Origin of the sequence: Verrucosispora sp. ts21 (assembly GCF_002879555.1) — a bacterium.
GTDB lineage: Bacteria > Actinomycetota > Actinomycetes > Mycobacteriales > Micromonosporaceae > Micromonospora > Micromonospora gifhornensis.
In genome coordinates, this window is sequence record NZ_PNOZ01000062.1 from 1 (window position 1) to 17,972 (window position 17,972).

The window sequence follows — 17,972 nt, forward strand, 5'->3', positions numbered from 1 at the left end:
CGACTACCGGGGCTGCCGGTACGCGTTCGGCTACCCGGCCTGCCCCGACCTGGAGGACCGGGCGAAGATCGTGGAGCTGCTCGGCGCGGAGCGGATCGGCGTGCAGCTGTCGGAGGAGTTCCAGCTCATGCCCGAGCAGGCCACCGACGCCATCGTCGTCCACCACCCCGAGGCCAGCTACTTCAACGCCAAGTGATGACCGCAGGTGCCGTGACCTGCACTTCCGGCACCTGCGGTAGGCGTTGAACCATGATCATGCCGTCCCCAGGCCGTCACTGGGTTCCGGATCCGGTCGGCGTGCCCAGGTACGTCGACAGGGCCTTGATGCTCTCCCCGGCATCCAGGAGAACCGAGGCGTAGGTGTGCCGCAGGACGTGCATCCCGTTGCGCCGGTCGTCCGGGATGCCGGTGGCCCGGATCGCGTACTTCCAGACGCCAGGGTTGAACTTCGAGCGGCTGAGCGGCAGGTCGTCCGCGTCGGTCAGGTAGAGCGTGACCGACACCGGGTCACCAGTCTTGGGCGGGGCGAAGATCAGTGCCCCGCGTACGAGCTTCACCTGTCGGACCACGTGGAGAACGGGCCGTGTCGGGTCGAGGTCGGCAGGGCTCATGCCGAAGATCCCTCCCTGCCACAGGCCGCAGCCCGCACCCAGGTCGACGCTGACCCGATAGCGGTCCGGCATCTTCGCGCGGAACGCGGTGAGTTGGTCGACGGACCATGGCCGTCCCAGCAACTGTTTGACAGTGGGGTTAGTAGGCGTGCCCATGGCCGGGGCCAGTGGCCGAAGACGTCAACGCATGCAAGAGCCGTTGGTACTCGGCTGGTTCGCCGATCGCGGCCCTGTGCTGTGGGTGGTCGACGTAGTGGCGGATCGTGTCGGCGATGAACCAGGGGTGGACGTTGTCGATGCGCAGCCGCCGCCGGCCGTGCGGCAGTATGCCACGGCGGCGTACCAGGTCCGGTTGTGCGTAGGTCAGGGCCATGGTGGATGCCCTGACTGCGGGCTGGGAAGGGCGGCCGGGTGCCAGGGCCTCCCACGGCACCATCAAGGAGCCGGTGAAGTCGCGTTGACAGATACCGTCCGGTCGCAGCTCGACCGAAACACCACGCCAGCCGCCGGCAACGTGTACACCGACGCCGACCAGGAGCAGCAACGGCAACACCATGGACGGGTGGCCCCCGTAAGTTTCGCCAAGGTCGCGAGCCCCCAGCGGCAGTGAGGCCAAGAACATGTACGCGACGGCTATATAGACCTGGAACGCGCTCGGTTCAGTGGCGAACGCCTGAACCTCGGGCTTGACCAGAAAGACCGCCTGCCGTGGCCGAAGCAGGGCGAGTATGGCCAGCGACAACGCCAGCATCCCGGCGAGGATGGTCGCGGTGCCCAGGATCGAGCCCAACTGATCGGACAGCCGACGGCCCACGGCCAGGAACACGGCCAGAACAAGCGCAATGGTGAGGATCGGCCGCCGGTATCGGACCGTCACGGCGGAGAACGCGGCCAACATGCCAGGAGCGTAGTCGACCTTCTCCACACCTTTGGCCCCTCGAGGGCGCCGCGCCCGCGCCAGCCCCGGCGCCGCCCGCCGCGCCGGCGCATTGTTGAGCTGGGTGTGTAAACGCATCGGTCGGTGGGCTGGACGTGGTGGGTCGCCGCGGTCCGGAACGTACGCGCGATGGTCTGCCCTTACCGACGGTCGTGGATTCTGGCACACTCACCCGCCGTGATGATCTTTCGTGGTCGTACGGCGCTGACCGCGGTGACCGGTGCGGTGCTGCCGGTTCTATTGCTCGCGGGCTGCGCCGATGGCGCAGCGCCGGAGGGGACGGCGTCGTCCGACGCGATTCGTGTCGTGTCGGACGACTTCTGCGACCGTGTCGACTACACGCTCGCGACGTCGGCCTTCGGCGGCAAGCCGACGCCGATTCCGCCGGCGGACGACGATCGTGGTCCCGACTTCCGGTGCGCTAAGAGCTTTTTCAGTGGGGCTGGGTTTCTCGGCGGGTTCGTGTTCGTGAAGGTGCAGAGCTTTGGTGATGCGAGTGAGGCCCGCACCGGCTTCGAGCGTTCGGCCACCGTGAGTTCGGCGGAGCCGTTCGAGGGCGGTTCGGAGATCGTCGCCGATGTGGTCCGTTATCAGCAGCTCCGGGATGATGCCAAGATCGAAATCCTGGAAGCCAACGTGATCATGGAGGTCCGGGTGACAGTCGTGGGCTCGGTGGGCGACGAGCAGGCGGCGGCGTTGCCGCCGGCAGCGGTCCGGCTGGCAGTGCACACGCTGGATCTGATCCGCGCCGGCTGATCACCGCCGGACTGTCTCACCGAGGCCCGGTTGGCGGCGGCCCCTGCCCGACGGCCGTACCGCCGTCGTTGACGACGCCCCGACCGACCTGGCCGGCCTGCTGCGCATCGACTACCGGGGCTGCCGGTACGCGTTCGGCTACCCGGCCTGCCCCGACCTGGAGGACCGGGCAAAGATCGTGGACCGCTCGGCGTGCAGTTGCCGGGAGTTCCACGCTCATGCCCGAGCAGGCCATCGACGCCATTGTCGTTCACCAACCCGAGGCCAGCTACTCCAACGCCACGTGACGCCGTCACCCGGCCCGAGTTGCACAAACACACTGTTCCGATGGGCGCTCAGGCCGTCGGGGATCGTGGGCGGTCAGGTCAGTAGTCGTAGCTCGGGCACATCGTGGCTCTGTGCGATCGGCGTGGAACAGTGCTGGCAGGCGGTGGATTGCGGTCGGAGGACGTTCGTCTGAATGGAGAACTCGCCGACCTGTTCCTGCTCAGGGCAGTAGTACCCGAGGTGGTGCCGCACCCATGGCGTGTGGCTGAGCCCATGGGCTGGCTGGTCTCGGATGGCGTCGTGGAAGGGGGCCCACCAGTAGTCCACGATTGCTTGGAGAGCTGTCCGATCATGCTCCTGGGTCTGGTCGAACGCGGCGATCCTGGCGGCGGTGTAGTGCTCGCCGGTTTCGCGGGTGCCGGAGCAGATCGCGCGTTCCGCACCTAGCTCGAAGGATGTCGTGCGCCCGGTGCGTTCGCAGATGAAGCAGTCCAGGCTGAGGGCGAGCTTGCCACGCCAGTGCAGATGATGCAGCGGCGTTTCGGGGACGGCCAGGACGGTCCGGACTTGAATCGATCTCAGCACGGCTCGATCTTGTCAGCCGTCCCGGCCGCGTTGTACTGATCGACTCCGTTTCGGCGAAACGGTGGTATCGGGCGGGGGCGGTAGGCGCCGTTTCGGCGTAACTGTGGGCGCCGACTGGCCGGTGGCCGGGCTGGGCCAAAGGCGTGCCCGCGCGGACGGGGGACTGGGGGAGGCTTCGCTGTCGATGATCATCATGGCTGGCAGGATGTAGATCATGCTCGCCCTGCGCCGCACCCTGTCCACCTGGACCGTTTTCGTACCGATTGCTGCCCTGCTGGTGCTCGCGCTGACGTGGAACCAGAAGCTCGACGGCATCATGGTCGTGATCGTGGGCCTGTTCCTGGCCGGCGCGGTCCTGGCGGCGGTGCACCACGCCGAGGTGGTGGCGCACAAGGTCGGCGAGCCGTACGGGTCGCTGGTGCTCGCGGTGGCGGTCACCGTGATCGAGGTGGCCCTGATCGTCACGCTGATGATCAGTGGTGGGGAGAAGACGCAGTCCCTGGCGCGGGACACGGTCTTCGCCGCCGTGATGATCACCTGCAACGGCATACTCGGCCTGTCGCTGTTGATCGGCGCGTTGCGTCGTCGGTTGGCCGTGTTCAATCCGGAAGGTACCGGTGGCGCGTTGGCCACTGTGGCCACCCTGGCCACCCTCAGTCTGGTGGTGCCGACGTTCACCACAGGGCGGTCCGGTCCGCAGTTCAGCCCGGCCCAGTTGACCTTCGCGGCGGCGGTGTCGCTGGCCCTGTACGCCCTGTTCGTGATGGTGCAGACCGGCCGGCACCGGGACTACTTCCTGCCGGTGGGCAGTGAAGGGGAGACGCTGCCGGAAGAGGTGCACGCCGATCCCCCGTCGACCCGGCAGGCCCTGATCAGCCTCGGGCTGCTGCTTGTCGCCCTGGTGGCGGTGGTCGGTGACGCCAAGTCGGTGTCCCCGGCGATCGAGGCGGGTGTCGCAGCGGTGAACCTGCCGCCGGCGTTCGTCGGGGTGATAATCGCGCTGCTGGTGCTGCTGCCGGAGACCCTGGCGGCGGCCCGTGCCGCCCGCCGCGACCGGGTGCAGATCAGCCTCAACCTGTCGCTCGGCTCGGCGATGGCAAGCATCGGCCTGACCATCCCGGCGATCACGATCGCCTCGATCTGGCTGGAGGGGCCGCTGCTGCTCGGCCTCGGCGGCACCCAGGTCACCCTGCTGGCGTTGACGGTGATAACAGGTGTGCTGACCGTGGTGCCGGGGCGGGCCACCCTGCTGCAGGGCGGGGTGCACCTGGTGCTGTTCGCCGCCTTCGTCTTCCTCGCCGCCAGCCCGTGACACCCCGCCCGCACGCCAGCACCGTCCGTCGGTGAACCGGGGAAGGCGATACGGCGTACCAGACGGCGACGGGCATGCCGGTCGTACCGTGGGGGTATGAGATCCGGCATCGCCGAGGCGGGAGGATGCGGTGGCGGCAGACGGGCGGAAGCGGCGTTGGGTCAGGTTCGCCGGTCTGGTGGTGGCGCTGGTGGCGGCGACCGCCTGCATGGTCGACCCGGTGGGTCAGCCGGGTGAGTCGACCGATCAGCGGGAACCGGCGTCGCCGAGCGAAGAGGTGACTCGGGCCGACGGCACCGACACGGTCGAGGAGTTCCAAGAGGACGTGGAGGTCGCCCGGCGCACCGCCGAGCGCTACTGGGGGGCGCAGTTCGAGGCGTCCGGGAGTTCGTTCCGGCCGATCCGGCAGGTGATCGCGTACCAGCGCGACGGCGAGGTGTCCTGCGGCGGGCAGGAGGTGCCCCGCAACAACGCCGTCTACTGCACGGTCAGCGACTTCATCGCGTACGACATCAACTGGTCGTTCGGGGCGTTCCGGCAGGTCGGTGACGCGTTCGTGTACTACCTGATCGGCCACGAGTACGCCCACGGGATCCAGACCCGCCTCGGCGTCCAGTACAACTTCACCATCCAGCAGGAGTTGCAGGCCGACTGCATGGCCGGGGCGTACCTGGGTGGTTCGGTGGAAGCCGGTTGGCTCACCCTCGACGAGGGTGACCTGGACGAGTTCCGTGAGGGTCTGCTCGCCGTCGGCGACGACCCGGGTCAGCCGTGGTTCGCCGAGGGCTCGCACGGCACCCCGCAGCAGCGCGCCGAGGCGTTCTTCCGGGGCTACGAGCGGTCGCTGTCGGCCTGCGGGCTGGGTTGAGAAAGGTCACCGACCCGGGCGTACGGCGGTGACGTGCTGACAGGATTCACCGGGTACCCGACGCGAGGAGGATCCGGTGACGAGTCACCCCGCCGCCGTGCTGTTCGACATGGACGGCACCCTGGTCGACAGCGAACGACTCTGGGACGTGGCGTTGGCCGAGCTCGCCGAGACGTACGGCGGCAGGCTTTCCGCCGAGGCGCGGCGGGCGATCGTCGGCACCGGGATGGCCGACTCGATGCGGATCCTGCACGACGACCTGGGTCAGCCGCACCGAGATCCGGTGGCCAGCGCGGAGTGGATCAACCGACGGATCCTCGAACTGTTCCGTACCGGGTTGCAGTGGCGGCCGGGCGCGTTGGCGTTGCTGGCGGCGGTGCGGGCGGCGCAGGTCCCGACGGCCCTGGTCACCTCCAGCGGCCGGGCGTTGGTCGAGATCGCCCTGGACACCCTGGGTCGGGACAGCTTCGACGTGGTGGTCTGTGGTGACGAGGTCGAGGCGACAAAGCCGCACCCGGAGCCGTACCTGACGGCGGCGCGGCTGCTCGGCGTACCGATCGACAGGTGTGTGGCGATCGAGGATTCGGCCACCGGGGTGGCCAGCGCGGTGGCCGCCGGAGCGGCGGTGCTGGCCGTGCCGGCGGAGGTGCCGATCGCGCCGCGCGACGGCGTACACCAGGTGGAGAGCCTGCTCGCGGCGGACCTGGAGTTGCTGGCCGCCCTGCTCGCCCGCACCGCCGCCTGACGCCTGCACCCGACGCTTGTGTTAAAAAGGGCCCCCTGTACCGCGCTAGGCGTTAACAGGGGGCCCTTCCTTACACGTCAGTCGTGGGCGATGGCGCCCAGGACGTTGATGCGGGCGGCGCGGACCGCGGGCAGGACCGCCGCGATCACGCCGATCAGCGCGGCCAGGCCGAGGAAGACCCCCATCTGACTCCACGGCAGCACCAGGTCGGTGATGCCCTCGTCGCGTAGCGCCTCCACCACGGCGGCACCCAGGCCGGTGCCGACGACCACGCCGAGCAGCGCGCCGAACACCGAGATCACCACCGCCTCCACCGTGATCATGCCCATGGTCTGCGACCGCTTCAGGCCGATGGCGCGCAGCAGGCCCAGCTCGCGGGTCCGCTCCAGCACCGACAGGGCGAGGGTGTTGATGATGCCGAGTACGGCGATCACGATGGCCAGCGCCAGCAGGATGCGGATCATCGTGAGCAGGCTGTCGAGCTGGCCGGCCTGCTGATCGATGTACGCGTCGAGGCTGACCACCGACACCTCGGGGCTGTTGGCCAGCAACGTCTCGATGCGTGGTTGCACCGCGTCGACCGCCGTGCCGGGCTCCAGCTGGACGAAGCCCTGGATGGGCTGCGGGACGGCGAAGTTGCGGGCCGCCTCGGTCGGCACCACCATCTGCACGCCGGTGAACAGCGGCGAGTCCTCGAAGATGCCGCTGACAGTGAAGGTCTCGCTCTCACCGCGGGCGAACTGGATCGGCACTGTCGAACCGATGGACAGGCCACGGTCGGTTGCGGTGTCCACGCTGACCAGCAGCTGCCCCGGCCCCAGTTGGTCGAGGCTGCCGGCGGTCGCGGTCAGGCTGTAGACCTGGCTCAGCGCAGCCGGTTCGGTCACCGCTCCGGTGTAGGTGCGCTCGCCGTCGGCCAGGGACATGTCGCCGTAGAGGCCGTCGACCAGCCGTACCCCGGGGATCGTCTTCGCCTCGTCCAGCACTGCGGGATCGAAGGTCGGCGGGCGGGGGCCGGACTGCGCACCGGCGATCACCAGTTCCGCCTTGACGGTGTCCTGGGCCAGACCGCTGATGCTGCTCTTGGCCGAGTCGAGGATCACGGTGATGCCGGTGACCAGGGCGATGCCGACCATCAGCGCGGCGGCGGTGATCGCGGTGCGGCGCGGGTTACGGCCGGAGTTGAGCCGGCCCAGCCTGCCCGGCACCCAGCCGGAGAAGACCGCGCCGAGCGCCGCCACCACCGGCTTGCTGATCAGCGGCGTCAGCAGGGCCACCCCGATGAAGGCGAACAGCACGCCACCGAGGATGGTGGCCAGCGTGTTGCTGTCGGCGTAGCCGCCCAGGCCGAGGAAGAGCAGGGTGGCGCCGATCGCGGTGACCACCGCCCCGGCGATGGTGATCTTCGTCAGCGGACGGTCCGGCGTGGCGACGTCCTGCATCGCCGCGATCGGGGGGATCCGCGCGGCCCGCAGCGCCGGCAGCAACGCCGCCAGCACGGTGATCACCAGGCCGACACCGAACGCACCGATCACCGCCGACGCGGGCACCGCGATCCCGGCCAGGGTCATCCCACCGGCGAGGTTGCTGAACAGGTACGCCAGCAGCGCGCCGATGCCGATGCCGGCGGCCAGACCGAACACGGCGGCGATCAGGCCGATGGCGATCGCTTCCAGCACCACCGAGCCGATGATCTGCTTGCCGCTGGCACCGACGGCCCGCAGCAACGCCAGTTCCCGGGTGCGCTGCGCCACGATGATCGAGAAGGTGTTGAGGATCAGGAAGGTGCCGACCAGCAGCGCCACCGCGGCGAAGCCGAGCAGGATCCGGTTGAAGAAGGAGAGGCCCTCCTTCAGTCCGGCGGCGGCGTCGGCGGAGAGCTGCTCGCCGGTCTTCACGTCGTAGGCGTCGCCGACCGCGGCGGCCACCGAGTCGCGCAACTGCTCGTCGGAGACGCCGGTGGCGGCGGTGGCCACGATGTTGGTGTAGACGTCCGGCTCGCCGAGCATCAGTTGCTGTGCCGTCGGCGTGGTGAACATGATCTCGTTGGCGCCGCCCATGGAGTCCCGGTCGCCGCTGTAGCCGAAGATGCCGACGATGGTGAAGTCCTTGCGCGGCTGGAGGGTGAGCACGCCCACCCGGTCGCCGACGGCCACCTTGGCCGCGGTCGCCAGACCCTTGTTGATCACGATCTCGTCGTCGGCCTGCGGCTCGCGGCCCTCGCGCAGCTGCACCAGGTCGCCCTCGCCGACCCAGTTGCCACCGAGCTGCGGCGGGCCGAACGAGGCGACCACCTTGCCGTTGCTGCCGATCAGACGGGCACCTTCGGCGACCACCGTGCCGGTCACCTCGGCCACCCCGTCCACGCCCTGCACCTTCGCAAGGAGGGCAGCCGGCACCGGCCCGGCCAACTGCGGGCCGTTCATCTCGTTGCCTTGCACCTTCGGCTTGGCGGCGACGCTGACGTCGACCTCTTCGTAGGCGTCGGCGAAGATCTGGTCGAAGGTGCGGCCGAGGGTGTCGGTGAGCACGAACGCACCGGAGACGAACATCACGCCCAGCACCACGGCCAGGCCGGACAACATCAACCGGACCTTGCGGGCCAGCAGGCTCTTCAGTGTCGCCCGGAACATCAGCGGGCCACCTCGGTAATGGTGTCCAGCTTCTTCATCGTGTCCAGCACCGTGTCGGCGGTCGGCTCGATCAGCTCGGAGACGATCTGCCCGTCGGCCAGGAAGACCACCCGGTCGGCGTACGCGGCGGCGGTCGGGTCGTGGGTGACCATGACGATGGTCTGACCGTGTTCGCGTACCGAGTTGCGCAGGAAGTTCAGCACCTCGGCGCCGGCCCGCGAGTCCAGGTTGCCGGTCGGTTCGTCGGCGAAGATGACCTCGGGGCGGGCCACCAACGCCCGCGCGCACGCCACCCGCTGCTGCTGGCCGCCGGAGAGCTGCGCCGGCCGGTGGTCGAGCCGGTCGCGCAACCCGACCGTGTCGATGACGGTGTCGTACCAGGCATGGTCGGGCTTGCGGCCGGCGATGGAGAGCGGCAGCAGGATGTTTTCCTTGGCGGTCAGCGTCGGCAGCAGGTTGAACTGCTGGAAGATGAAGCCGATCTTGTCCCGGCGCAGCTTCGTCAGGCCGGCGTCACCGAGACCGGTGACCGTGGTGTCGCCGACGTGCACGGTGCCTCGGGTGACCGTGTCCAACCCGGCCAGGCAGTGCATGAGTGTCGACTTGCCGGAGCCCGAGGGGCCCATGATCGCAGTGAACCGTCCGCGCTCGAACTCGGCGCTGACCCCCCGCAGCGCGATGACCTGAGCCTCGCCGCTGCCGTACACCTTCCACACGTCGCTCGCCCGGGCTGCGGCCTCTGCCGACCGGCCTGTCGTAGCGGTCACGTTATAACCTCTCCGTTGCTGTTCAGATCGTGCCGCCCTCCCGTGGATCCCGGCACGAGTTCCATCATCTGCGCCGAGTGCCGGCGATCCCTACGACTCCTGGGGGAGTGGGTGCGGATTTCCGGCTGCGGGTAGTCCCCCACCCGGGGTCAGGGTTATCCCCGGATCAGCGCTGTGAGCAGCGACGAAGCTCGTCGCCACACGATAGTCCGTGACCTTGGCCCCCGCGAGAGACAACTGTTCTCGATGCAGACCGTCACGGTAGGTGACGGATGCAACGGTCACGTTACGCCCCCGGCCGGACCAGACCCGACTCGTACGCCAACACCACCGCCTGCACCCGGTCGCGCAGCCCGAGCTTGGTCAACACGTTCCCGACGTGGGTTTTGATTGTGGTCTCGCTGACCGACAGGGCACGGGCGATCTCGGCGTTGGACAACCCGCGGGCCACCTGCCCCAGCACCTCCCGTTCCCGGTCGGTGAGCGTGCTCAGCGCCTTCGGTGGTGACGCTGCGGGATCGGGCAGCACGTCGGCGAAGCGGTCCAGCAGTCGCCGCAGGATGCGGGGGGCCACCACCGCGTCGCCGGCGGCCACGGTATGGATCGCGGTGATCAGATCCTCGGCGGGCACGTCCTTGGACAGGAATCCGCTCGCCCCGGCCCGTAGCCCACCGACGACGTACTCATCGAGTTCGAAGGTGGTCAGGATGAGCACCCGGACCGGCAGCCGGGCGTCGACGATCGCCCGGGTGGCGCTCACCCCGTCCATCCGCGGCATCCGGATGTCCATCAGCACCACGTCGGGCAGCAGCCGGCGGGACAACTCCACCGCCTCCGCGCCGTCGCCGGCCTCGGCCACGATGTCCAGGTCCGGCTCGGCGCCGAGCACCATCCGGAAGCCGGTACGCAGCAACGGCTGGTCGTCGGCGAGCAGGATGCGCACCGGTCGGGTCGTCGACGGCGTCGGATCGGTCATCTCATCCTCCGGAGTCAGGGTGCCGCTCAGCGGGTCTCGGTCAGTGGCTCGACCGGAATGCGCGCATACACCCGGTAGCCGCCGCCGGCGCGGGCCCCGGTCCGCAGGACACCACCGTAGAGGGCGACCCGCTCACGCATCCCCACCAGGCCGTGCCCGACCCGCTGGCGGTCCGGTGACGGCCCTCGACCGGTGTCGGTGATCTCCACTTCGACGGCGTCGTCGGGGTAGCTGACGCGTACCTGCGCGGTGGCCCGGCCGGCGTGTTTGAGGGCGTTGGTCAGCGCTTCCTGCACGATCCGGTACACGGTCAATGCCACGCCCTGCTCCACCGGCCCCGGCGTGCCGGTCACCGCGAAGGTCACCGGCAGACCGGCCTCGCGGACCTGTTCGACGAGCGTCTCGATGCCGGCGAGCCCGGGCTGGGGGGCCAGGTCGGCGGCCGGCTCCGCCTCGGTGCGCAGCACGTCCAGCAGCCGTCGCAGCTCCCGAAGGGTGGCCCGGCTGGTTTCCTCGATGGTGGCGACCGCCTCGTCTGCGGCTCTGGGATCGCGGGGCAGCACCCGCCGGACCCCGGTGGCAAGCACCCCCATCACGCTGACGTGGTGGGCCACCACGTCGTGCAGTTCCCGGGCGATGCGTCGCCGCTCGTCGGCCACCGCCTGTTCGGCGAGGGCACGCTGGTTGGCCTCGGCGACCCGGGCCCGTTCCCGCAGCGCCGCCGTGGTGGACCGGCGGGCGTGCACCGTACGACCCACGGAGAACGACACGATCCCGACCAGCAGGTTGTTCGCCACCACGTACGCCGCGCCGACCTGCGGCAGGCCCTCGGAGGGCAGCATGGGCGCCAGCACCGCCACCGGCACCCACAGCGCCACCGCGGTCGCCACCGCCGGGCGTATCGGCTGGCATGCGGCCACGGTGTAGGTGAGCACGACCAGGGTGAGGCCCTGGGTGGTCGGCACCACCTCGATCACGACCGGCAGGGCCAGCGATGCCAGCGCGGCCAGCACGGCGAGCCACGGCGCGATCCGACGCAACAGCACGGGGCTGGCACAGAGCAGGCTCCAGCCCAGCGCCTCCGGCAGCGACCGCGGCCAGAACTCCCGCGGGGACAGCAGGGTGAACAGCACCTCACCGAGCACCAGCCCGACGGTCAACAACGCGTCGCCGGCCAGCGGGCGTGCCCGTAGCCACTGCCTCAGCTGCCTACCCATGCCACGACGCTAGCCGCCCCAGCCGATAAAAGATCATCTCGGCTGGTGAACTGCCTCTCCTTCCTGAGGAGGAGAGCTACTCGTCCGCACCCGGCGTGGCGGGGCGGGTGCGGGCGTCACGCAGCGGATCCGCGCCGGGCAGATGCTCGGGGAAGGGCGGCGGGGTGCCGCCGTAGCTCGGGCAGAGCGCCTGGTGGCTGCACCAGTCGCAGAGCCGGCTCGGCCGGGGCCGGAAGTCCTGAGCGGCGGTGGCCTGCTCGATCGCCCGCCACAGCGCCACTACCGTGCGTTCGAAGCGCACCAACTCCTCGGCGTCCGGGGTGTAGTCGCACACCTCGGCGTCGCGCAGGTAGAGCAGCCGCAACACCCGGGGCACCACGCCGCGGGTGCGCCACAGCACCAGCGCGTAGAACTTGAGCTGGAACAACGCCCGCGCCTCGAACGCCTCGCGTGGCGCACCACCGGTCTTGTAGTCCACCACCCGCAGCGCGCCGTCGGGTGCCACGTCGAGTCGGTCGAGGTAGCCGCGGATGAGCAACTCCTCGTCGATCACGGCGGAGATCAGGCTCTCCCGCTCGGCCGGCTCCAGTCGGCGCGGATCCTCCACCGCGAAGTAGCCCTCCAGCAGGGCCGCCGCCGAACGCAGGAACTCGACCGCGTCGACCGTGCCGTCGTCGGCGAACAGCCCGGCCAGCTCCGGCTGCTCGGTGACCAGCCGGTCCCACTGCGGGGCGACGAGGTCACCGGCCGCCTGCGGGGTGCGCCCGGCCGCCGGCAGGTCGAACAACCGCTCCAGCACCGCGTGCACAAGCGTGCCGCGCGCCTGCTCGACCGTGGGCCGCTCGGGCAGCCGGTCGATGCTGCGGAACCGGTAGAGCAGCGGACAGGTCTTGAAATCCGCGGCGCGTGAGGGTGACAGCGAGGCCCGCACCGTTTGTGGCAACGGGGTCGAGGTCGGAGCCTGCTGGGCGATCACCGGATCCGCGGTCATGCCGTGGAAGACTAGGGCACCGGTACGACAGGGCGGCCGCCGCCGCACCGAAGGTGATCTCCCGCCGCGTAGCATCGGCTCGGTGGAGCAGAGCAGGCAGTCACGGCCGGGCCGGCGTACCGGCTTGCAGGTCGGCCGGGTCTTCGGGGTGCCGCTGTACCTGAACGCCTCGATCCTGCTGCTGGCCCTGCTGATCATCGTGCTCTACGGCGAACTGGCCGGCCAGCGGCTGGCGCTCTCGCCGACTCTCGGCTACCTGGTCGGCGCCGGCTTCGTGGTCTCGCTGCTCGGCTCGGTGCTGGCTCACGAGCTCGGCCACGCGCTCACCGCACGCCACTTCGGCATCGGTGTGCGGGGGATCACTCTCGAACTGCTCGGCGGGTACACCGAGATGGACCGGGACGCGCCGTCGCCCCGGGTGGACCTGCTGGTGTCGCTGGCCGGGCCCGCGGTCTCCGCGCTGCTCGGCGTGGCCGCCGTCGCCGCGACCGTGGCGCTGCCCGACCGCACCGTGGCCCACCAGCTCGCCTTCCAACTGGCGGTGAGCAACGTCATCGTCGCCGTGTTCAACAGCCTGCCCGGGCTGCCGCTGGACGGTGGGCGGGCGTTGCGGGCGGTCATCTGGGCGGTCACCCGGGACCGGCACCGGGCCACCGAGGTGGCCGGCTGGGTCGGCCGGGTTCTCGCCGTCGCGACCGTGGCGCTTGTCGGCCTGCTCTACGCCGCTGACCTGCTGAGTCTGCTGGCGTTGCCGCTGACCGCCCTGGTCGCGCTCACCATCTGGCACGGCGCCGGACAGTCGATCCGGTTGGCCCGGATCGGCCGGCGACTGCCCCTGATCGACCTGGCCCGGCTGGCCCGGCCGGTGTTCGCCGTACCCACCGCCACCCCGCTGGCCGAGGCCCAGCGCCGGGCCGACGAGTCGGCCCCGGACCGGCCGGTCGCGCTGCTGGTGACCGACGCCGCGGGTCGACCGGTGGCGGTGGTCGACCCGGCCGCGGCGGCGGCCGTGCCGCCGCACCGCCGGCCCTGGCTCGCCGTGGACGCGGTCGCCCGCGCGGTCGCCGACCTGCCGCGCATGTCGGTGGCCACGGACGGGGAACGGGTGCTGGAGACGGTGCAGGCACACCCGGGCGCGCAGTACCTCGTGACGGCAGGCGAAGATGTCGTCGGCATCCTGCACATCGCGGATCTGGCGCACCTGCTCGAACCTCACCGGAAGATGAACACGTGACCGTGACCCACTCCGACCCGGCCACCCCGGGCGACGCCGTGCCCGCCGAGACCCCGGAGCTGCCCCCGGTGCACCGTGGGCCGTTCCGGCCCGGTGACCGGGTGCAGCTGACCGATCCCAAGGGCCGGATGCACACGGTCACCCTGGAGCCGGGCAAACAGTTCCACACCCACCGGGGCATCCTGGCGCACGACGACCTGATCGGGCTGCCCGACGGCAGCGTGGTCACCACCTCCGGCGGCGGTACGGCCTTCCTGGCGCTGCGCCCGCTGCTGTCGGACTACGTGCTGTCCATGCCCCGTGGCGCCCAGGTGATCTACCCCAAGGACTCGGCGCAGATCGTCGCCATGGGCGACATCTTCCCCGGTGCCAAGGTGCTCGAGGCCGGCGCCGGTTCCGGCGCGCTGAGCTGCTCGCTGCTGCGCGCCGTCGGCACCAGCGGCGAACTGCACTCCTACGAGCTGCGCGACGACTTCGCCCAGATCGCCCGGCGCAACGTGGAGGCGTTCTTCAACGGGCCGCACCCCGCCTGGCACCTGCACGTCGGTGACGTCGGCGAGTGCACCGAGACGGGTTTCGACCGCATCATCCTGGACATGCTGGCCCCGTGGGAGAACCTCGACATGGTCGAACGGGCATTGCTGCCCGGCGGGGTCTTCATTGGCTACGTCGCCACCACTCCGCAGCTGTCCGAGCTGGTCGAGGCGTTGCGGGAACGGGGCGGCTGGACCGAGCCGCGGGCCTGGGAGTCGCTGGTGCGCGACTGGCACGCCGAAGGGCTCGCGGTACGCCCCGACCACCGGATGATCGCGCACACCGCGTTCCTCGTCTCCGCGCGTAAGCTCGCCCCCGGAGTGACCGCACCGCCGCGCCGGCGCAAGCCCAGCAAGGGCACCGAGGCGTACGTGCAGCGCCGGCAGGCGCTACGCGAGGCGGAGGCGGCCCGACAGGCGAGCACGGTGTCGCAGACGCCACCGGACACGACGCAGGAGACGGGCAGGCCGTGACGGCGGAATGGGGCGGCTGGCAGTGAACGGGCGGAGCCTGGACGCGGGTTGGCGGTGGCCGGGGGTGGCCGCATGAGTCGGCCCGGTTTCGGCGGCGGTGACCTGCCGGCGGTCTTCCCCGACTGGTCGCCCTACACCGACCTCGAATCGGCGGCGCGGGCCTACCTGCGTGACCCGGACGTCGCGCTGGAGGCGCTCGGCGGCGTGCTGCGGGGGGCCTCGGTGCTCGGCTTCACCCTGGAACGCTTCGTCAACGAGGTGAACGGGGTGTGGCAGGAGGTCGTCGTCTGCGACGGCAGCCGGCTGGTGCTCTGGCACGGCGAGGACGTGCCGCCGGGGGAGGGCCCGCCCGGGTCGATGACCTCGTCGCTGCGGGTGGTGCCGGTCTCCTCGGTCACCGAGGTCGGCTGCCGCCGTCGGCTGTTCCGGCACGACAACGGCGAGATCCGGGTCGACAGCATCGACGTGTACCTGCTGCTGACCTCGCTCGACGAGACCCCGCCGAGCGAGGAGAGCGTCGGCGGGCCACGCCACGACGCGCTGCGCTTCGGCAAGACCCTCGACGACGGTGGCGCCGGGCAGATCGCCCGCCTGGAGGAGTTCGCCCGGCTGGTCGCCTCGGTGGTCGGTCGCCCGCTGCTGTGAGTGGTCGGCCGCCCGGCTGCGGTCAGCGGTCGGCCGCCCGGCTGCGGTGAGCGCGGGGAGGTGGCGTCAGTCCTCGGCGTCGGGGCCGGCCACCTCGACGCCGTCGCTGGCGCGGACGACGTGGATGCACTCGCCCGGGCACTCCCGCGCCGAGTCGATCACCTCGAGGCGCAGGTGTTCCGGTACGCCGACGCGGGCGCCCGGAGCCTGCTGGAGCTCACCGTCGGGGCCCTTGACGTACGCCAGGCCGTCGACGTCGAACTCGAAGACCTCGGGCGCGTACTGCACGCACAGCCCGTCGCCCGTGCACAGATCCTGGTCCACCCAGACCTGTACCTCGTCGGTCGCGACCTCGGCCACCGGTGCACCCCCCATGTTCTCGCGTCCCACCCCCCGACGGTACCCGAATGCCCGTACCCGCCCGCCAACCCACCCTTGGCGATCAAGCTTCGGTGACGGGCGCGTTGCGGAGGACCGAATCGGGCTCATAGCGGCTAGTGTTAGGTCAGAACGTTCAAGCCCCCCGGGGAGGTGGGACGTGGCACGCAGCGACGACGCGGACTCGCGCGCCGCACGGTGGGAGAAGGAGGCCCACGATCTCTCCACGCAGGTCGCGTTCCTTCAAGAGGAACTCGCTCTGGTGCGGCGCAAGTTGACCGAAAGCCCCCGACACGTGCGGCAGCTCGAAGAGCGACTGTCCGCCACCCAGGCGCAGTTGGCGCGGCTGACCGAGAACAACGAACGGCTCGTGAGCACCCTCAAGGAGGCTCGCGCGCAGATCGTGACGCTCAAGGAGGAGATCGACCGGCTGGCCCAGCCACCAAGTGGCTACGGCGTCTTCCTGGCCAGACACGACGACGGCACGGTGGATGTCTTCACCGGCGGGCGCAAGTTGCGCGTCGCCGTCTCGCCCTCGCTCGACGTGGGTGAACTCCAGCGCGGCCAGGAGGTCCTGCTCAACGACGCGCTCAACATCGTGGACGCGTTCGGCTACGAGCGGGTCGGCGAGGTGGTCATGCTCAAGGAGATTCTGGCGGGCCCCGAAGGTGCGCCGGGTGACCGGGCACTCGTGGTCTCGCACTCCGACGAGGAACGGATCGTCCACCTGGCCGAGACCCTGATCGGCAGTGCGATCCGGGCCGGCGACTCGCTCATGATCGAACCTCGCTCGGCGTACGCGTACGAGCGGATTCCCAAGAGCGAGGTCGAGGAGCTGGTGCTGGAGGAGGTGCCCGACGTCGACTACAGCGACATCGGTGGCCTGCACTCCCAGATCGAGCAGATCCGCGACGCGGTGGAACTGCCGTTCCTGCACGCGGACCTGTTCCGCGAGCACCAGTTGCGTCCGCCGAAGGGCATCCTGCTCTACGGCCCGCCCGGCTGCGGCAAGACGCTGATCGCCAAGGCGGTCGCCAACTCGCTGGCGAAGAAGATCGCCGAGCGGCGGGGCGAGGAGAAGCACACCAGCTTCTTCCTCAACATCAAGGGCCCGGAGCTGCTCAACAAGTACGTCGGCGAGACCGAGCGGCACATCCGGCTGATTTTCCAGCGGGCTCGGGAGAAGGCCGGCGAGGGTACGCCGGTCATCGTCTTCTTCGACGAGATGGATTCGGTCTTCCGGACCCGTGGCTCGGGTGTCTCCTCCGACGTGGAGAACACCATCGTGCCGCAGCTGCTCAGCGAGATCGACGGCGTGGAGGGCCTGGAGAACGTCATCGTCATCGGCGCCTCCAACCGGGAAGACATGATCGACCCGGCGATCCTGCGTCCGGGGCGACTCGACGTCAAGATCAAGATTGAGCGTCCGGACGCCGAGGCGGCCAAGGACATCTTCTCCAAGTACATCCTCTCCGGCCTGCCGCTGCACGCCGACGACCTGGCCGAACACGGCGGAGACGCCCAGGCCACCGTCGCCGCCATGATCGACGCGGTGGTCCTGCGGATGTACTCCGAGACGGAGGAGAACCGCTTCCTGGAAGTCACCTACGCCAACGGTGACAAGGAAGTCCTGTACTTCAAGGACTTCAACTCCGGCGCGATGATCCAGAACATCGTCGACCGGGGCAAGAAGATGGCCATCAAGGAGTTCCTCACCTCCGGCCGCAAGGGGCTGCGCCTGCAGCACCTGCTCGACGCCTGCGTCGACGAGTTCCGCGAGAACGAGGACCTGCCCAACACCACGAACCCCGACGACTGGGCCCGCATCTCCGGCAAGAAGGGCGAGCGGATCGTCTACATCCGTACGCTCGTCTCCGGTGGCAAGGGCACCGAGGCCGGTCGCTCCATCGAGACCGCCAGCAACACCGGCCAGTACCTCTGACCGCTACCCGTAGGGCCCGTGACGCTGTCGTCACGGGCCCTACGTCTATGTGTGGCCCCGCGCCACGTCCCGCACAGATCGGGCGTCAGCGCTAGACTCCG

18 protein-coding genes and 1 pseudogene are annotated in these 17,972 nt (G+C 70.0%); 10 read left to right on the top strand and 9 right to left on the bottom strand.

The genetic code is table 11. The annotated features are described in order from the left end of the window. Positions 1-196: vitamin B12 dependent-methionine synthase activation domain-containing protein (locus C1A38_RS22985; protein ID WP_146017613.1), on the top strand; the 196-nt coding region annotated here is incomplete at its 5' end. Positions 197-272: 76 nt separating this feature from the next. Here the strand turns inward: C1A38_RS22985 and C1A38_RS22990 are convergent. Then, positions 273-734 carry a site-specific integrase gene (locus tag C1A38_RS22990; protein ID WP_199180299.1) on the bottom strand — a complete coding sequence of 154 codons (462 nt, stop codon included), beginning with the start codon at positions 732-734 and terminating at the stop codon, positions 273-275. A gap of 16 nt (positions 735-750) precedes the next feature. After that, positions 751-1,509 carry a hypothetical protein gene (locus C1A38_RS22995; RefSeq protein WP_102659817.1) on the bottom strand — a complete coding sequence of 253 codons (759 nt, stop codon included), beginning with the start codon at positions 1,507-1,509 and terminating at the stop codon, positions 751-753. Positions 1,510-1,725: 216 nt separating this feature from the next. On the opposite strand from C1A38_RS22995, the gene C1A38_RS23000 reads away from it, so the two are divergent. Next, positions 1,726-2,304, top strand: a complete 579-nt coding sequence (locus C1A38_RS23000) for a hypothetical protein (protein WP_146017614.1) — start codon at positions 1,726-1,728, stop codon at positions 2,302-2,304. Positions 2,305-2,347: 43 nt separating this feature from the next. Next, a pseudogene (locus C1A38_RS23005) lies at positions 2,348-2,591 on the top strand (vitamin B12 dependent-methionine synthase activation domain-containing protein); the annotation flags it as partial. A 73-nt stretch (positions 2,592-2,664) separates the two neighbouring features. Here C1A38_RS23005 and C1A38_RS23010 read toward each other — a convergent pair. Then, a complete protein-coding gene (locus C1A38_RS23010) occupies positions 2,665-3,156 on the bottom strand; it encodes a hypothetical protein (RefSeq protein WP_102659819.1) in 492 nt (163 codons plus the stop codon). Between the two features lie 214 nt (positions 3,157-3,370). Here C1A38_RS23010 and C1A38_RS23015 point away from each other — a divergent pair, with 214 nt between their 5' ends. From C1A38_RS23015 to C1A38_RS23025, 3 genes are all read left to right on the top strand, one after another. Further along, complete coding sequence (locus tag C1A38_RS23015; RefSeq protein WP_102659820.1) at positions 3,371-4,468, top strand: calcium:cation antiporter; 1,098 nt, start codon at positions 3,371-3,373, stop codon at positions 4,466-4,468. 130 nt (positions 4,469-4,598) lie between these two features. Next, the gene (locus tag C1A38_RS23020) at positions 4,599-5,336 is read left to right on the top strand and encodes a neutral zinc metallopeptidase (RefSeq protein ID WP_102659821.1); all 738 of its coding nucleotides are present in this window, start codon (positions 4,599-4,601) and stop codon (positions 5,334-5,336) included. A gap of 97 nt (positions 5,337-5,433) precedes the next feature. Next, complete coding sequence (locus tag C1A38_RS23025; RefSeq protein ID WP_102659843.1) at positions 5,434-6,081, top strand: HAD family hydrolase; 648 nt, start codon at positions 5,434-5,436, stop codon at positions 6,079-6,081. 77 nt (positions 6,082-6,158) lie between these two features. Here the strand turns inward: C1A38_RS23025 and C1A38_RS23030 are convergent, their stop codons facing one another. The 5 genes from C1A38_RS23030 to C1A38_RS23050 all read right to left on the bottom strand — a co-directional run bounded on the left by C1A38_RS23030 (position 6,159) and on the right by C1A38_RS23050 (position 12,665). Beyond that, entirely contained in the window at positions 6,159-8,714 is a 2,556-nt protein-coding gene (locus tag C1A38_RS23030) for an ABC transporter permease (protein WP_102659822.1), read from the bottom strand. Then, positions 8,714-9,481, bottom strand: a complete 768-nt coding sequence (locus C1A38_RS23035; protein ID WP_102659823.1) for an ABC transporter ATP-binding protein — start codon at positions 9,479-9,481, stop codon at positions 8,714-8,716. The genes C1A38_RS23030 and C1A38_RS23035 overlap by 1 nt, the downstream gene beginning before the upstream one ends. Before the next feature lie 286 nt (positions 9,482-9,767). Then, positions 9,768-10,457 (bottom strand): response regulator, encoded by a 690-nt coding sequence (locus C1A38_RS23040; RefSeq protein WP_102659824.1) that lies wholly within the window; start codon positions 10,455-10,457, stop codon positions 9,768-9,770. A 26-nt stretch (positions 10,458-10,483) separates the two neighbouring features. Then, positions 10,484-11,674, bottom strand: a complete 1,191-nt coding sequence (locus C1A38_RS23045; protein WP_102659825.1) for a sensor histidine kinase — start codon at positions 11,672-11,674, stop codon at positions 10,484-10,486. A gap of 76 nt (positions 11,675-11,750) precedes the next feature. Further along, positions 11,751-12,665: a RecB family exonuclease gene (locus tag C1A38_RS23050; RefSeq protein WP_102659826.1), complete on the bottom strand. Its 915-nt coding sequence runs from the start codon at positions 12,663-12,665 to the stop codon at positions 11,751-11,753. Positions 12,666-12,747: 82 nt separating this feature from the next. Between C1A38_RS23050 and C1A38_RS23055 the strand changes: the two genes are divergently transcribed. The 3 genes from C1A38_RS23055 to C1A38_RS23065 all read left to right on the top strand — a co-directional run bounded on the left by C1A38_RS23055 (position 12,748) and on the right by C1A38_RS23065 (position 15,551). Further along, complete coding sequence (locus tag C1A38_RS23055; protein ID WP_102659827.1) at positions 12,748-13,899, top strand: M50 family metallopeptidase; 1,152 nt, start codon at positions 12,748-12,750, stop codon at positions 13,897-13,899. Beyond that, positions 13,896-14,906 carry a tRNA (adenine-N1)-methyltransferase gene (locus tag C1A38_RS23060; protein WP_377680581.1) on the top strand — a complete coding sequence of 337 codons (1,011 nt, stop codon included), beginning with the start codon at positions 13,896-13,898 and terminating at the stop codon, positions 14,904-14,906. Before C1A38_RS23055 ends, C1A38_RS23060 begins: the two co-directional genes overlap by 4 nt. A gap of 72 nt (positions 14,907-14,978) precedes the next feature. After that, complete coding sequence (locus tag C1A38_RS23065; RefSeq protein ID WP_102659828.1) at positions 14,979-15,551, top strand: hypothetical protein; 573 nt, start codon at positions 14,979-14,981, stop codon at positions 15,549-15,551. Between the two features lie 66 nt (positions 15,552-15,617). Here C1A38_RS23065 and C1A38_RS23070 read toward each other — a convergent pair whose 3' ends face one another. Further along, complete coding sequence (locus tag C1A38_RS23070; RefSeq protein ID WP_013734323.1) at positions 15,618-15,911, bottom strand: ferredoxin; 294 nt, start codon at positions 15,909-15,911, stop codon at positions 15,618-15,620. A gap of 178 nt (positions 15,912-16,089) precedes the next feature. Here C1A38_RS23070 and arc point away from each other — a divergent pair, with 178 nt between their 5' ends. Beyond that, a complete protein-coding gene (gene arc / locus C1A38_RS23075; protein ID WP_013734322.1) occupies positions 16,090-17,871 on the top strand; it encodes a proteasome ATPase in 1,782 nt (593 codons plus the stop codon). Positions 17,872-17,972: the final 101 nt, after the last annotated feature.